Source organism: Streptomyces triticirhizae, assembly GCF_003696235.1.
Taxonomy (GTDB): Bacteria; Actinomycetota; Actinomycetes; order Streptomycetales; family Streptomycetaceae; genus Streptomyces; species Streptomyces triticirhizae.
The window spans coordinates 1-15,954 of the sequence record NZ_RFFJ01000144.1 but is presented as its reverse complement, the minus strand read 5'-3'; the positions used below and the strand labels follow the sequence as shown (position 1 = coordinate 15,954).

The window sequence follows — 15,954 nt, the reverse complement described above, 5'->3', positions numbered from 1 at the left end:
CAGGCCGGCGAAGCCGGTGCGCGCTACGCACGCCCCCACCGGCCAACCGACCCCCGAACAAGGCGCAGTCCCCGCGCCCAGAGGGCACGGTCGCCATCACCCACCGCCCGTGGCGGCAACGAACCCACCTCCCGGAAGCCGCGCCCCCCTTCCCAGCCAGCCCATCACAGCCATTCGTTACGCCCGCACCCGGCCGACCCACCCGCCATGTAAGCCGCGCGTCGTAGCCCGCGCCACAGCCCCAACCACACCGCACAGTTTCGTTGTTCACCCACGACCAGTCGGGCTGCCCCGCACCAGCCACCGGCCCGCAGACAGACCCCGCACCCACCCCGTCTTCCGCCGACCGGGCGGTCCCCGGCGCCCCACGGGCCGGGGAGCCCCAGGCCCGGGGAGGAGGGGCCGCCGGAGGCGGGAGAGAGGGTGGGTGGGTGGGGTCCCGCCGCCCCGAAAGCCCAGCGGCAGCGTCCGGCAGCGCACTTCGACCACCGATCCAGCCCCGTTCCAGCAGCCGCGACTACCTTCCCCCGCATGACGAATCCCGCTCTCGAAGCCGTGACCCAGCTCCGCAGGCTCGCTCTCGCCGCCGGCCACGCCGCAGCCCTCCGCGCCGCCGCCCAGCTCGGCGTCGCCGACGCCCTCGGCGACGAGGGCGCGACCCCCGCCGAGCTGGCCCGTTCCGTCAACGCCGACCCGGACGCGCTGGAGCGGCTGCTGCGCGCGCTCGCCTCACAGGGCGTCTTCGCCACCCGCGAGGACGGCGGCTACGCGCACACCCACGTGTCCCGGCTGCTGCGCACCGACACCCCGCGCAGCCTGCGCGACATGGTGCTGTGGGCGACCGAGCCGTGGACCTGGTCGGTGTGGCCTGGCCTCGCCGAGGCGGTGCGCAACGGCAAGGGCGGCTTCGCCGAGAAGCACGGGAAGGACTTCTTCACCTTCCTCTACGAGGACGCCCCGGAGTCGGCGGAGGTCTTCAACCGGGCGATGACGCAGGCCAGTCGGCTGTCCTCGGCGGCGATCGCCGACGCGCTGGCGCTCAAGGGCGACCAGACGGTGGTGGACGTGGCCGGCGGCCACGGGGATCTGCTGACGAAGATCCTGGAGGGCGACCCGACGGTGCGCGGCGCGCTGTTCGACCTGCCGGGTGCGCTGCCGGACTGTGACGCGCGGCTGCGTCCGGGCGGCGAGTTCGCCGACCGCGTCCAGCTGGTGGCCGGCGACTGCCGGGAGTCGGTGGGCGTCGAGGGGGACGTGTTCATCCTGAAGAACGTCCTGGAGTGGGACGACGCCTCCACCGTGGCGGCGCTGCGCAACGTGGCCGCCGCCACCCGCCCCGGCGGGCGGGTGGTCGTCATCGAGAATCTCGTGGACGGCAGCCCGGAGACGGGGTTCACCACGGCGATGGACCTGCTCCTGCTGCTCAACGTGGACGGCCGCAAGCATCTGCGGGAGAGCCTGCTGGGCCTGATGGCGGAGGCGGGGCTCACGGTGACCGACGTGCGGCCGGTGGGCCCGTACCTCCACCTGATCGACAGCCGCGCCAACGCCTCGGCGTAGCGCGGCTGTCGCGGGACGGACGGTCTCGGGGACGGACGGTCTCGGGGACGGGTGTTTCGGGGACGGGGATGGGGGCCCGGGGCGAGGCGGTCGTTCGGCCTCGCTCCGGGCGTCAGCTCAGGTTGGTGAGGACGTCGGAGTCGGCGCGGTCCAGGATGGCCAGCGAGTCGGCCATCGGGTCGAAGCAGAGCATGGCCTGCTGGAGCCCCCTGATGCGCGGGGACGGTTCGAGGCCCAACTCACTGACAAGACGGCCGCGGTACTCGTGGAACGAGTCGAGCGCGGCGGACAGCCGACCGGAGCGGAACAGCGCCAGCATGTGCTTGACGCGGATGCTCTCGTGCAGCGGGTAGGTACCTACTAAAACGGTCAGCTCGCTCTGCATCTCGCGATGCCGGCCGAGCCTCAGGTTGGCCTCGATGTGCATCTCGGTGGCCGCCAGGCGGCTCTCCTCCAGGCCGCAGATCTGCGGGTAGAGCAGCGGTCCGGGGCGGATGTCGCTGAGCGGGGCGCCGCGCCACAGCTGGAGGGCGCGGGAGAGCAGCTGGTCGGCCCGCTCGTTGTCGCCGGTCTCCAGGCACTTCTGGCCCTGCCTCACCAGGGTCTCGTAGGCGCTGAGGTCGTGCTCGACCTCCTCCGCCTTCAGCAGGTAGCCGGGGACCCTGGTGACGAGGGTGTCCGGGTTGGAGTGGTCGTCCGCGCGTGACGAGATGTCACGGAACATGCGGCGTAGTTGTAGTACGTAGGTCTGGAGCGTGGTGGCGGCGCTGCGGGGCGGGCGTTCGTCCCACAGCTCCTGGATGAGCGAGGCGGTCGACACCGCGCGGCCCGGCTCCAGCATGAGCATCGCCAGAACACTTCGCGGCTTCGGCGCCGTCAGAATTCCCGCCACCTCGACGTCATTGATCGTCAAAGCACCGAGAACGCCGAATTTCATCATTGTTTCCCCCTACGGTCTAAGGTTTCCGACTCCTCTTAAGCACTCATGTACACACACTGCTGGGCCGCGACGATACCACGACCCCCAGGCAGAACCTCCGCTTATCCCGTGTTTATGTGAAAGAAAGTCGACACCCGTCAGCGGAATGCGGGATTCCGCGTTCTGGCGCTTGACAGCCGTGTCACCCGGTCTTCTCAAGGGGTTTACGGTGGTTTACTACGCCCCGGTGACTACGCGCGTACACCGCCCGGTGACTACGCGCGCCAGTCGGGGCGGTCCGCGTACCACTTGACCGTGGCGGCGAGGCCCTCGTCGAAGGGCACGCGGGGGGCGAACCCGAGGGCCCGCAGCTTGCTGTCGTCGAGGCTGTAGCGGCGGTCGTGCCCCTTGCGGTCGGCGACGTGCTCGATCGCGTCGTCGTCGCGGCCGCAGGCCCGGGCCAGGAGCGTGGCCAGCTCGCGGTTGGACAGTTCGGCGGTGCCGGCGATGTGGTAGACCTCGCCCGGTTCGCCGCGCTCGGCGACGAGTTGGACGCCCCGGCAGTGGTCCTCGACGTGCACCCAGTCGCGCACGTTGCGGCCGTCGCCGTAGAGCGGGACCTTCCGGCCCGACAGCAGCCGGGAGATGAACAGCGGGATGACCTTCTCCGGGTACTGGCGTGGCCCGTAGTTGTTGCCACAGCGGGTGATCGACACCGGCAGGCCGTGGGTGACGGCGTAGGCTCGGGCGATCAGGTCGCCGCCCGCCTTGGCCGCCGCGTACGGGGAGCGGGGCGCCAGCGGCGCGTCCTCGGCCCAGGACCCGGTCTCGATGCTGCCGTACACCTCGTCCGTTGAAACCTGAACGACGCGCGGGGTGCCGGCCTCCAGGCACGCCTGGAGGAGGGACTGCACCCCCAGCACGTTGGTGCGCACGAATTCCGCCGCGTCCGCAATGGAACGGTCCACGTGGGATTCAGCCGCGAAATTAATGACGACATCGTGCCCGGGAACGACGGCACGCATCAGCTCGATATCGCAGATATCACCCCTGATAAGCTCACACGGAAGTCCGGCCAGATTCTCCGGATTTCCGGCATAGGTGATTTTGTCGAGAATCGTTACCTCGGCTCCCGCAAAGGCGGGATACTCGTCGGAGAGCACCGCCCGCACATAGTGCGAGCCAATGAAACCGGCACCGCCGGTGACGAGAATTCGCGGTGCGTTCATGACACCAGCCCCACTCTGCTGCCGTCGCCCAGGACGAGCTGGTGCCCGCCCGTGTCGGGCGTCGGGCGGGAGATCTCCACGTCCTGCCCGATGAGGGAGGACTCCAGGCCGCGCACGCCGGCGATCGACGAGCGGGGCATCACGATGGAGTCCCTGATCGCGCTGCCGGAGATCCGGCAGCCCTCGCCGATCGAGGCGAACGGGCCGATGCGGGAGCCGGTCACGACCGCTCCCGGGCCGATCACGGAGGGGCCGATCACGGTCGACCCCGTCACGTCGGCGCCGGGACCGATGACCACCGGGCCGCTGATCTCGCTGTCGTGGGTGGCTCCCTCGGTGGACCCCACCAGGGAGCGCAGCAGGTGGCGGTTCACCTCCAACACGTCGGCCACGGTGCCGGTGTCCTTCCAGTAGCCCGTCAACACGTCGGCGGACACCCGGAGATCACGGTCGATCAGCCACTGGATGGCGTCGGTGATCTCCAGCTCGCCGCGAGCCGAGGGCTCGATCTCGGCGATCGCCTTGTGGATGTCGGGCCCGAAGAGATAGACGCCGACCACGGCCAGGTCGCTCCGGGGAACGGCCGGCTTCTCCTGGAGGCCGACCACCCGCCCGTCGTCCCCGACCTCGGCCACGCCGAACCGGCGGGGGTCGGCGACCGGCGCCAACAGCAGCCTGGCGGCGGGGCGTTCGGCCCGGTAGCCGTCCACCATGCCGCGCAGCCCGCCCAGGACCAGGTTGTCGCCCAGGTACATGAGGAACTCGTCGTCGCCCAGGAAGTCCCCGGCGATCGACACCGCGTGGGCCAGGCCCAGCGGCTCCTCCTGCCACAGGTAGGTCACCCGCAGCCCGAAGCGCGAGCCGTCGCCCACCGCCTCCCGGATCTGCGCCCGGGTGCCGCCCACCACCATGCCGACCTCGTTCACCCCGGCGTCGGCGAGGGCCCGCAGGCCGTGGAAGAGGACGGGCTCGCCCGCGACCGGCACCAGCTGCTTGGCCATCGTGTGGGTGATGGGACGCAGGCGGGTCCCCGAACCCCCGGCCAGCACGAGCGCCTTCACCGGTGACCTCCACGGGCGCGGTACGGAACGGACCGGCGGACGGCCGTCGCGCCGTGCCCGGCGCCGGCGAACGCCGTGGGCACGGTCGCCGTGGGCGCGGTCATGAGGCCGAGGCGCTGATCCGGCGCCGGGCCAGATCGAGGAGGCTCTGGGGCGTGCCGGCCTCGCTGACCTCGTCGTCGGTGAGGTGGACGCCGTAGTCCCGTCTCAGCCGCCCGGCGGTCTCCAGCACCGCGAGGGAGTCGTAGCCGAGGTCGCTGAAGGGAACGTCGGCGAACCCCCCGTCGGGGCCCGGGTCCTCCCCCTCGCCCGCGCTCTCGTTGAGGATCTGGGCGAGCACCTCGATGGTCAGCTCTGGCAGAGGTTGTGGCATGGCTGAACTCCTTCTGGCTCAGGATGATCGATCTCCCTGAACGGCGGTCCTGGGGTGGGGACCGGAGGGTGGAGACCGTGGGATGAAGATCTCGGAGGTGGTGACCGGGTCGGCCCCGGGGCATGATCCCCCCGGCCGCCGACCCGTGGGTCAGCGCGGGGCGCCGATGACGGCGGCCGAGTGGAAGCCGCCCCGGCCGCGTGCCAGGACCAGCACCACGCGTAGACCCGCCTCGCGCGGCTGGCCGGTGACGATGTCCAGGCCGTGCGACGGTGCGGGCCTGGTGTGGACGGCGGGCGGGATGACGCCGTCGCGGATGGCGAGCAGGGCGGTGGCCGTGTCCAGCGGACCCGAGCCGGCGCCCAGCCGGCCGGTGAGGGTCTTGGGCACGGCCACCGGAACGGCGGCCCGCCCGAAGACGGAGGTGATCGCGGCGGCCTCGGCGGCGTCGTGGGCGGGCAGCCCCGCCGCGTCGGCGAAGACGGCGTCGATGTCGCCCGGCTCGACCTCGGCGTCGGCCAGGGCCAGGGTGATCGCCCGGCGCAGCGGCTCCGGGCTGACCGTTCCCGACCCGTCGGGCCGGGGACCGAACGTGGCGGCGTGGCCCAGCAGTTGGCCGTGGACCCGGGGCGCGCCGCGCTTGCGGGCGGCCGCCTCCTCCTCCAGCACCAGCAGGGCGCCGCCCTCGCCGGGGACATAGCCGTCGGCCCTCGGGTCGAACGGCCGGTAGGCGAGGGTCGGGTCCTCGGCCGGGCTCAGCTCGCCGCTGGCGGTCTCGGCGATCCAGCCCCAGGGGCAGAGCGAGCCGTCGACGGCGCCGGCGATCACGGCGGACAGCTCGTCGCGCAGCAGCCGGCGCGCCTGGGCCAGCGCGTCGAGGCCGCCGGCGGCGTCGGAGACGACGACGGAGCTGGCGCCGCGCAACCCGTGCCGGATGGAGATCTGGCCGGTGTTGACCGCGTAGAACCAGGCGAACGACTGGTAGGCGCTGACGTGTTCGGGGCCGTGCCGCCACAGGTTGTCGAGTTCCTTGTGGCCGAAGGCGAAGCCGCCGGCGGTGTTGGCGGTGACCACGCCGACGCCGAACATGGGCTGCCGGCTCGGGTCGAGGTCCGCGTCCTCCAACGCCTCGCCCGCCGCGACGAGCGAGAGGCGGGTGGAGTGGTCAGTCTGCGGGATCAGCCGGCTGGGCAGGTGCCCGGCCGGGTCGAAGTCGACCTCGCCGGCGAGGGTCGCCGGGTAGCGGTCGGGCTCGAAGCGGGTGATCCGGCCGATGCCGGACTCCCCGGCGAGAACGGCCTTCCAGTAGTCCTCGGTGCCGAGCCCGTTGGGCGCGACGATGCCGAAACCGGTGATCAGGACGGCGCTCATCGGCCGCTCCCGACCGGCTTGGAGAGCACCATCGCGCTCTGGAAGCCGCCGAACCCGCTGCCGACGCTGAGCACCGTGCCGATGTCCGCCTCCCGGGCGGTCAGCGGCACATAGTCCAGGTCGCACTCCGGATCGCGCTCGTGCAGATTGGCCGTCGGCGGCACCACGCCGTGCTCGATCGCCAGCGCACAGGCGGCGATCTCGATGGAGCCGATGGCGCCCAGCGAGTGCCCCACCATGGACTTGATGGAGCTGACCGGGGTGGCGTAGGCGTGCTGCCCGAGGGCCTTCTTGAACGCGGCGGTCTCGTGGCGGTCGTTCTGCTTGGTGCCGGAGCCGTGGGCGTTGACATAGTCCACCCGCTCAGGGGCGAGCCTGGCGCGGCCCAGGGCCGTCGAGATGGCGTCGGCCATCTCGGCGCCGTCGGGCCGCAGCCCGGTCATGTGGAAGGCGTTGCAGCGGGAGGCGAAGCCGTCGACGGAGGCGTAGATGTGGGCGCCCCTGGCCAGGGCGCGCTCGCGCTCCTCCAGGACGAAGATCGCGCAGCCCTCGCCCAGCACGAAGCCGTTGCGGGTGGCGTCGAACGGCCGGGAGGCGGTGGTGGGTTCGTCGTTGCGCGGGGTGGTGGCGCGGATGGCGTCGAAGCAGGCGAGGGTGATCGGGGAGATGGGGGCGTCGGTGCCGCCGGTGATCATGACGTCGGCGCTGCCGTCCTCGATCAGCCGCGCCGCGTGGCCGACCGCGTCGAGCCCCGAGGTACAGCCCGTGGAGACGACGGTGACCGGGCCCTGGGCGTCGACCGACCAGGCCACCTCGGCGGCCATCGAGCTGGGAACGTAGTAGTCGTAGAGGTGCGGGACGGCGAGTTCGGGGTCGACGTGCCACTCGGTGCCGTTGTGGCTGGTGGTGACGTACTCGCGCTCCAGGCTGGTGGTGCAGCCGACGGCGCTGCCCAGGGAGACCCCGGTGCGTGGCGGCTCGGCCTCGCCGGGGACCAGGCCGGCGTCCCCGAGCGCCTGGCGGCTGGCGGCGAGGGCGAACTGGGTCGCCCGGTCCAGCCGTTCGACCTCCTCCTCCGTCAGTCCCTCGGCGCGGGCGTCGAAGTCGCACTCGGCGCCCACGGTGGAGCGGAACGGCGAGGCGTCGAAGTGGGTGATGGTGCGGGTCGCGGTTCTGCCGGAGGTGAGGAGGTCCCAGAACGCCTTGACGCCGACACCTCCCGGAGCGATCACTCCTATGCCGGTTATCACTGATGTTCGGGTCATGCGTTCATCCCCCGTCATTCCGAGGCCGACTGGACTGCTATCGCTGGATCGGATGGTGCATGTCCGCGGTCCCGGAGTATTCGAGGCACGGCTTGAGTCGACCTTGAACCCGAGTTGAGGCCGGTGGTGCGGCTGTGCGCCGTGTGCCGAACGGCCCGCCTTCCGCTCCGATTCGAGCGGGGGTCGAGGCGTGCGCTAGAGCCCTTTGCCACCGTCTGTGGGCGCGAGCGCCCGCTCGCCTTCCCCCAGCAGGAAGGGACAGCCATGGCCAGTGGCAGCATCACCATCTCCGAGGCCGACTATGTGCGCATCCTCGTCCACGGCACCACCGCCTTCGAACTCCTGCGCTCGGCGCTGGAGTTCGAGCTGTTCGAGAAGTTGGACGCAGCGGACGGCATGACGGTTGACGAGGTGGCCGAGGCGATCGGCGTCGAACGTCAGCCCGCCCGCATCCTGCTGCTGGGGCTCGCCTCCCTGCGGCTGCTGGAGAAGCCGGACCCGGACTCCGGCCTTGAGGGCAAGTACGTCAACAGCGCCGTCGTCAAGCGCAAGCTGCTGCGTTCCAGCCCCCGTTACCTGGGCCCGCTGGTCGACATCCAGGCGGACGTCATCAACGCGTCCCTCGTCGACTTCGCCGAGTCCATGCGGCAGAACACCAACGTGGGCCTGCGCCACATCGAGGGCCCCGGCACCACCCTCTACGAGCGGCTCACCGCCCACCCGAAGCTCCAGGAGGTCTTCTACGCCAACATGGGCGACGCCTCGAAGAAGGCGTTCTCCCAGGTGTTGGACAACTACGACTTCAGCGGCCTGAAGCACGTGATCGACATCGGCGGCGGCGACGGCACCAACAGCATCGAGTTGGCCCGCCGTTACCCGAACCTGGAGGTCACCGTCTTCGACCAGGAGTCCGTCACCCGCATCGCGGCCCGCAGGGGCGAGGACGCCGAACTCAGCAAGCGGCTCCACTTCCACCCCGGCGACCTGTTCCGCGACCCGCTGCCCGAGGGCGCCGACGGCATCCTCTTCTTCCACATCTTCGAGATCTGGTCGCTGGAGCGGAACACGGAGCTGCTGCGCAAGTGCTACGACGCGCTGCCGGCGGGCGGGACGTGCCTGGTCTACAACTTCGTCTCCAACGACGCGGGCACCGGCTCGATGAGCGCCGGCCTGGTCTCGCCGTACTTCCTGACGCTCGCCTCCGGCGAGGGGATGACCTACTCGCCCTCCGACATGGAGCGGGCCGTCCGCGACGCGGGCTTCGCCCGCGTCGAGCGGTACGACGACCTGGGCTTCAGCCACTCGCTGGTCGTCGGCCACAAGTAGGTGCTTCGGGAGGGTTCGTGGCGGGGCTGGTCGTTTCTCCGCGGGAGTGCGCGGGCCGGCGGCCGAACGGCCGCCGGCCGGGTCTCCGCCGGGCGGACGGCCACACCCTCCCGGAGCCCAACGGAGCCTCGCGCCAGCGGACAGCCACCGGCGGGAGTGCGGGTCCCGCCGAAGGCCGACGCTCTCCGTGGGGTGCCGACCGGATGCCCCACGAACAACCGCCCGGCGGAAAGCGGAGGTTCCGCCGAGCGGGGAGCACTCCCCGAGGACACCAAGCAGACACCCGAGCACAACGGCACGGCGGCCGGGCGGCGGGCCTTCCGCCGCGCCGACCGGGGCACCGGCCGGGCGCCCCGGGAACAACCGCCCGGCGGGCGGCGGAGGTTCCGCCGAGTCGGGCCGTTGCCCGGAACGGGGCAGCCGGTCACGGCACGCCCCCGCAGGGGGCTACCCCGTTCCGCCCGGCAGGGCAACACCGGTCAGCCGCCCACGGCGAAGCACCCCGCCGGGCGAACGAGTCCGTAAGAAGAGAGGCAGTGCAGTGCGAGGAGACGACGTCTATGTGCGGGGCCTGGGAGCACACCTCCCGGAGCCGGTCACGGTCGAACAGGCCGTCGCGGAGGGCCACCTGGACCCGGAGGACATCGCCGACGGCGAGTTGACCGGCGTCCGGGTCGCGGGCGACACCCCGGCCCCCGAACTGGCGCTGCGCGCGGCCCGGCAGCTGTTCGAGCGCACCGGGATCGACCCGACGGTGGCCGGCCTGCTCGTGTACTCCAGCGTGTGGCACCAGGGCCCCGACGGCTGGGGCCCGCAGTCCTACGTTCAGCGCCACCTCGGCGGCGACGCGCTCGCCATCGAGCTGCGGCACGGCTGCACGGGCGTGTTCAGCGCGTTGAAGCTGGCCGCCGGCTATCTGCGGGGCAACGAGGACGTCTCGGACGCCCTGCTGCTGGGCGGCGAGAACTTCGGCACCCCGCTGATCGACCGCTGGCGGGCCACCGGCGGCGGCATGTTGGTCGGCGACGGCGCCAGCGCGCTGCTGCTCGGCAAGGAGCCGGGCTTCGCGAGGCTGCTGTGGGTCGACTGCATCGCCGTTCCCGAGCTGGAGGGGATGCACCGCGCCGGGGAGCCGCTGTTCCCGCCGGGCGCGACCACGGGACGGGAGCTGAACTTCTCCGCGCGGAACCTGCGCTTCCTCCAGGAGCAGGGCGAGTTGATGCGCCCGCTGCTGATGAAGGCGCACCAGGACCTGTACGACCGGTGGACCAGCGCGACGGGGCTCGGCGTCGAGGACGTCACCTACCTCAGCTACATGAACACCTCCCGCACCACCATCGAGAAGCGGCTGCTCCCGCTGCTGGGCCTGCCGGCCGAGAGGACCACCTGGGAGATCGGCCGCGACATCGGGCACCTGGGCGTCAGCGACCAACTGGTCGCGCTCGACCAGCTGTTGCTCGACGGCCGGCTGAAGCCCGGCGACCACTACCTGATGTACGGGCTGGGCCCGGGCATGACGGTGGCCGGCGCCATGTTCGAGATCACCGAGGTGCCGTCGTGGACGTGACCAACGGCCCCGAGCCGATCGCGGTCGTCGGCATGTCCTGCCGGCTCTCGGGGGGCGTCAACAGCCCCCGGGAGTTCTGGGACCTGCTGAGCGAGGGCCGCGACACCATAGGTGAGGTGCCCGCCGAACGGTGGGAGTGGTACGCCTCGTTGGGCCCCGAGCACGCCCGCGCGCTGGCGGGGGTGACCCGCTACGGGGCGTTCCTCGACGACATCGAGGGCTTCGACGCCGACTTCTTCGACGTGACGCCGCGCGAGGCCGAGCTGATGGACCCGCAGCAGCGGATCGTCCTCGAACTCGCCTGGGAGGCGCTGGAGCACGCCGGCATCCCCGCGCGGAGCCTGGCCGGCGGCGACGCCGGCGTCTTCATGGGCGTCGGCTCCGACGACTACGGCCGCCGGATGCTGGAGGACCTGCCGCGCATCGAGGCGTGGACGGGCATCGGCGGCGCCTACTGCGGCGTCGCCAACCGCGTGTCCTACGCGCTGGACCTGCGCGGCCCCAGCATGGCGATCGACACGGCCTGCTCGTCCTCGTTGGTGGCGATCCACCTGGCGGTGCAGAGCCTGCGCGCCGGCGAGTGCCCGGTGGCGCTGGCCGGCGGCATCCTGGTGATGGCGTCTCCCGGCCTGTCGCTGGTCCTTGACGCGGCCGGCGCCACCGCGCCCGACGGGCGGTGCAAGTCGTTCGGCGCCGCCGGCGACGGCTACGGCCGGGGCGAGGGCGGCGGCATCGTCGTCCTCAAGCGGCTGTCCGACGCGCGGCGGGACGGCGACCGGGTGCTGGCCCTGATCCGGGGCGGCGCCGTGCGGCAGGACGGCCGCACCAGCGGCATCATGGCGCCCAACGGGGACGCCCAGGAGCACCTGATGCGGCGCGCCTGGCGCACCGCCGGGATCGACCCGGCGACCGCCGGCTACATCGAGGCGCACGGCACCGGGACCCGCGCCGGTGACCCCATGGAGGCCGGCGCCATGTCGGCCGTCTTCGGGACCGACCGGGCGCCCGGGAAGCCGTGCCTGATCGGCTCGGTGAAGCCCAACGTCGGGCATCTGGAGGCCGGCGCCGGAGTCGCCGGGGTCATCAAGACGGTGCTGGCCCTCCAGCACGGCGTGATCCCGCCGATGCCCGGCGTCGGGGAACTCCACCCGGGAATCCCGTGGGAGACCTCCGGGCTGCGCCCGGTCACCGAGGCCACCCCGTGGCCGGCGACCGAGGGGCCGCGCCGCGCCGGGGTCTCCGGCTACGGCTACGGCGGCACCATCGCGCACCTGGTGTTGGAGCAGGCGCCCGACGCCGAGCCGGAGCCGGAGCGGGACGCCGAGCTGGCCGTCTATCCGCTCTCCGGCGCCAGCGAGGCGGCCGTGCGCGGCTACGCGGGCCGGCTGGCCGAGGCCCTGGAGGACCCGGCCGCGCCCGGCACCGCCCGGCTCGGCCACACCCTGGCGCTGCGCCGCTCGGCGCTGCCGCGGCGGGCGGCGGTCGTCGCCGCCGACCGGAGGCAACTGGTCGCCCGGCTGCGGGAGTTCGCGGAGACCGGCCGTTCCTCCGGGACGGTGCGGGGCGCGAAGCTGCCGGCCGACGGGCTGGTGTGGGTGTTCTCCGGGCACGGCTCGCAGTGGACCGGCATGGGCCGCGACCTGCTGGCGGGCGAGCCGGAGTTCGCGCGGGTCATCGACCTGCTGGAGCCGGTCTTCACCGAGGAGATGGGCATCTCGCCGCGCGCGGTGCTGCTGGACGACGCGCCGCAGCCCGTGGACGTGATCCAGCCGTTGATCTTCGCCGTGCAGACGGGTCTTGCCGCGCTCTGGCGGTCCAAGGGCGTGCGCCCGGCCGCCGTCATCGGGCACTCCGTCGGCGAGATCGCGGCGGCCGTCACGGCCGGCGTGTTCACGCTGGAGCAGGGCGCGCGGCTGGTGTGCCGCCGTTCGCTGCTGCTGCGCCGGGCCGCAGGACGGGGCGCGATGGCGATGGTGCGGCTGAGCGCCGAGGAGGCGGAACGGCGGCTGGTGGGGCGGCGCGACGTGGTGGCCGCCATCAGCGCCTCGCCGGGCTCCACCGTGATCTCGGGCGACATCGCCGCCGTCGAGGAGGTCGGCGCCTCCTGGCGCGCCGAGGGCATCGCGGTGCGCCGCGTCGACTCGGACGTGGCGTTCCACAGCCCGCACATGGACCCGCTGCTGGACGACCTGGCCGCCGCCGTCGCCGACCTGACGCCGAGCCCGGCGGAACTCCCGCTCTACAGCACGGCGTTGCCCGACCCGCGCTCCGGCGCGCCGCGCGACGCCGGCTACTGGGCGACCAACCTGGGCGACCGGGTGCGGTTCTCCGAGGCCGTCACGGCCGCCGTCGAGGACGGCTACCGCCTGTTCCTGGAGATCTCCCCGCACCCCGTCGTGGAGCACTCCATCGGCGAGGTCCTGGACCACCTGGAGGTGACGGACGCCGCCACCGCCCACACGCAGCGCCGCAACAAGCCGGGCCGGGAGACGCTGCTGGCCAACCTCGGGCAGCTGTACTGCGACGGTGCCGACATCGACTGGTCCGCGCTCTGGCCGGCGACCTCCCCCGCCGAACTGCCCGGGACCGTCTGGCAGCACCGGCCGTACTGGCTGCCCGAGCCGCCGGCGCCGGCCGGCACCGGGCAGTTCCACGACCCGGCCAGCCACACCCTGCTCGGCGGGCGCACCACGGTGGCCGGCGCAACGCCCGTCCAGGTGTGGCGCACGGGCCTGGACCGGGACAGCCGGCCCTACCCGGGCAGCCACCCGGTGCGCGGCGTGGAGATCATCCCCGCCGCCGTGCTGCTGACCACGCTGGCCGCCGCCTCGCCCGAGGAGGGCCCGGCCGAGCTGGTGGACGTCGCGCTGCGGGTGCCGGTGGCGGTGTCGCCGCCGCGCGAGGTGCAGATCGTCGCGCAGGACGGCACGCTGCGGATCACCTCCCGGCTGCTGGAGTCGCCCGACGACGACCGGGGGTTCACCACCCACACCACGGCGGCCGGCCGGCCGGCCGAGCCGCTGGGCGAGCCGACCGCCGTCGAGGCGCCGGAGGCGCTGCCCACCGGCCATGTGGTGGAACGGCTCGCCGAACTCGGCGTCGCCGCGATGGGCTTCCCGTGGGAGATCACCGAACTGAGCACCGGGCCCGGCACGTTGGTCGCCCGCTGCGTCGCCGACCCGGACACCCGGGAGGCCCCGAGCACCTGGGCGCCCGTGCTGGACGCGGCGCTGTCCACGGCCTCCGTCGTCTTCGACGGGCCGCCCCGGCTGCGGATGCCGGCGGCGATCGGCCGGGTCGCGCTGCGCGGCCCCGCGCCGGCGGTGGCGCGGGTGACGGTGCGCCGCAGCGGCGAGGACACCGTCGAGGTGGAGATCGCCGACGACTCCGGCGCCCTGGTCGGCCGGCTCGCCGGGCTGCGCTACGGGCTGCTGGAGGGCGACATCCAGACGGCGGCCGGGCCGCACCGGCTGACGCACCGGATGGCGTGGCGCCCGCAGGGCCCGACGCAGCCGGCGCCGCACCGCACGATGGTGCTGGTCGGCGACGACCGGGAGCTGGCGCGGAAGCTGAGCCGCCGGCTGGTGTCGGAGTCCGTGCCGCACCGCGTCATCGAGGACCCGGAGGACCTGCTCGCCGCCGAACTCGCCGGCGACCACGCCCTCGTGGTGCTGCCGGCGCCCGCGCGGCCCGGCGAGGCGCCCACCAGGGCGGCGGTGCGCGCCAGTTGGATGCTGGCCCGCACCGCGCAGCGGGTGGCCGGGGCGCCGGCCGACGACCGGGCGCGGGTGTGGTGCGTCACCCAGGGCGTCCGGGAGGGCTCGGAAGCCGCCGCGCTGGGCCACGCCCCGCTGTGGGGCCTGGGCCGGATCATCGCCGGCGAGCACCCCGAACTGTGGGGCGGCCTGGTCGACATCGGCGACTCGCCGCGTGAACTGCCGGCGCTCGTTGACCTGTTGGGCACGGCGCACGGCGAGGAGCTGCTGACGCTGCGCGAGGGCGTGGTGGAGGTGCCCCGGCTGCTGCCGCCGGAGGAGACGCCGGGCCGCCCGCCGATGGCCTGCCGCCCGGACGGCACCTATCTGATCACCGGCGGCCTCGGCTCGCTCGGCCTCGAGGTGGCCCGCTGGCTCGCCTCCCGGGGCGCCCGCCGGCTGGTCCTGGCGGGACGCACCGGGCTGCCGCCCCGCGACCAGTGGGAGTCGGTCACCGACCCTGCGCTGCGCGAGCGGGTCGAGGCCGTGCTGTCGCTGGAGCGGCTCGGGGCGACCGTGGTGCCGCTGGCGCTGGACGTCACCGACGCCGACGCCGCGCGGAAGCTGCTCTCCCCCACCGCGCTGGGCCTGCCCCCGATCCGGGGCGTGGTGCACGCGGCGGGCGTCCTCGACGACCGGCCGCTGCGCACCCTCGACGAGGACTCGCTGCGGGCCGTGCTGCGGCCCAAGGCGGAGGGCGCGCTGGTGCTGCACGAGCTGTTCCCGCCGGGCAGCGTGGACTTCTTCACGCTGTTCTCGTCCTGCGGTCAACTCCTGGGCCTGCCCGGGCAGTCGAGCTACGCGGCGAGCAACGCGTTCCTCGACGGGCTGGCCGCGCTGCGGCGGGCGGCGGGCGACGAGGGCGCGCTGAGCCTGGCGTGGACCTCCTGGCGCGGGCTGGGCATGTCGACCTCGACGGAGATCATCGACGCCGAGCTGAACGCGCGGGGCACCGCCGACATCACGGCGGCGGAGGCGTTCGCCTGCTGGGAGCTGGCCGAGCGCCACGGCCTCGGCTACGCGGCGGTGCTGCGCACCCTGCCGCCCGAGCCGGGGCAGCGGCGGCCCGTGCTGCTGTCGGAACTCGTGCCCGACACGCCCGCCGAGGCGGCGGCCGATCCGGCGGCGGCCTGGGCCGGGTTGGACGGCGAGGAGCTGCGGGAGCGGCTCGTTCCGGAGATCGCCGAGCAGGTGTCGGAGGAGACGAGGCTGCCGGCCGCCGAGGTGGACGCGCACCGCACGCTCACCGAGATGGGCCTGGACTCGGTGATGACGGTCCGCATCCGGCGGGCGTTGGAGCGGCGGTTCGGAATGCCGCTGCCCGCCACGCTCTTCTGGGACCACCCGACCGTGCACGCCGTCGCGGGGCTGCTCACCCAGCGCCTGACGGCGGACCGGCCCGCTCCGGTCGAGGAGAGGAGCGCGCCTTGACGACCTCCCCCGCCCACGGGCGGGGGATCGCGGCGGGGGCCCCGGGGGCTCCCGCCGCGTCGCCGCCCGCCGCGTTCCCCCGCGCGGCCGGGCGGCG

10 protein-coding genes are annotated in these 15,954 nt (G+C 73.3%); 4 read left to right on the top strand and 6 right to left on the bottom strand.

Annotated elements, in window-relative coordinates:
- Positions 1-531 precede the first annotated feature (531 nt).
- Positions 532-1,560 carry a methyltransferase gene (locus tag EBN88_RS21605; protein ID WP_122185575.1) on the top strand — a complete coding sequence of 343 codons (1,029 nt, stop codon included), beginning with the start codon at positions 532-534 and terminating at the stop codon, positions 1,558-1,560.
- A gap of 112 nt (positions 1,561-1,672) precedes the next feature.
- On the opposite strand, the gene EBN88_RS21600 is transcribed toward EBN88_RS21605, so the two are convergent.
- From EBN88_RS21600 to EBN88_RS21575, 6 genes are all read right to left on the bottom strand, one after another.
- The gene (locus EBN88_RS21600) at positions 1,673-2,473 is read right to left on the bottom strand and encodes an AfsR/SARP family transcriptional regulator (protein ID WP_158621469.1); all 801 of its coding nucleotides are present in this window, start codon (positions 2,471-2,473) and stop codon (positions 1,673-1,675) included.
- 281 nt (positions 2,474-2,754) lie between these two features.
- The gene (gene rfbB / locus EBN88_RS21595; protein ID WP_122185573.1) at positions 2,755-3,708 is read right to left on the bottom strand and encodes a dTDP-glucose 4,6-dehydratase; all 954 of its coding nucleotides are present in this window, start codon (positions 3,706-3,708) and stop codon (positions 2,755-2,757) included.
- Entirely contained in the window at positions 3,705-4,769 is a 1,065-nt protein-coding gene (locus tag EBN88_RS21590) for a glucose-1-phosphate thymidylyltransferase (protein WP_122185572.1), read from the bottom strand. Before EBN88_RS21590 ends, rfbB begins: the two co-directional genes overlap by 4 nt.
- Before the next feature lie 100 nt (positions 4,770-4,869).
- A complete protein-coding gene (locus EBN88_RS21585) occupies positions 4,870-5,142 on the bottom strand; it encodes an acyl carrier protein (protein ID WP_122185571.1) in 273 nt (90 codons plus the stop codon).
- Positions 5,143-5,292: 150 nt separating this feature from the next.
- On the bottom strand, positions 5,293-6,513 hold the full coding sequence (locus tag EBN88_RS21580; protein WP_122185570.1) for a ketosynthase chain-length factor: 1,221 nt from the start codon (positions 6,511-6,513) through the stop codon (positions 5,293-5,295).
- Positions 6,510-7,778: a beta-ketoacyl-[acyl-carrier-protein] synthase family protein gene (locus EBN88_RS21575; RefSeq protein WP_122185569.1), complete on the bottom strand. Its 1,269-nt coding sequence runs from the start codon at positions 7,776-7,778 to the stop codon at positions 6,510-6,512. The genes EBN88_RS21580 and EBN88_RS21575 overlap by 4 nt, the downstream gene beginning before the upstream one ends.
- 264 nt (positions 7,779-8,042) lie before the next feature.
- On the opposite strand from EBN88_RS21575, the gene EBN88_RS21570 reads away from it, so the two are divergent.
- From EBN88_RS21570 to EBN88_RS21560, 3 genes are all read left to right on the top strand, one after another.
- Entirely contained in the window at positions 8,043-9,104 is a 1,062-nt protein-coding gene (locus tag EBN88_RS21570) for a methyltransferase (protein WP_122185568.1), read from the top strand.
- Between the two features lie 541 nt (positions 9,105-9,645).
- Positions 9,646-10,671 carry a ketoacyl-ACP synthase III family protein gene (locus tag EBN88_RS21565; protein ID WP_122185567.1) on the top strand — a complete coding sequence of 342 codons (1,026 nt, stop codon included), beginning with the start codon at positions 9,646-9,648 and terminating at the stop codon, positions 10,669-10,671.
- Positions 10,662-15,857: a type I polyketide synthase gene (locus EBN88_RS21560; RefSeq protein ID WP_233580834.1), complete on the top strand. Its 5,196-nt coding sequence runs from the start codon at positions 10,662-10,664 to the stop codon at positions 15,855-15,857. The genes EBN88_RS21565 and EBN88_RS21560 overlap by 10 nt, the downstream gene beginning before the upstream one ends.
- The last annotated feature ends 97 nt before the right edge of the window (positions 15,858-15,954 follow it).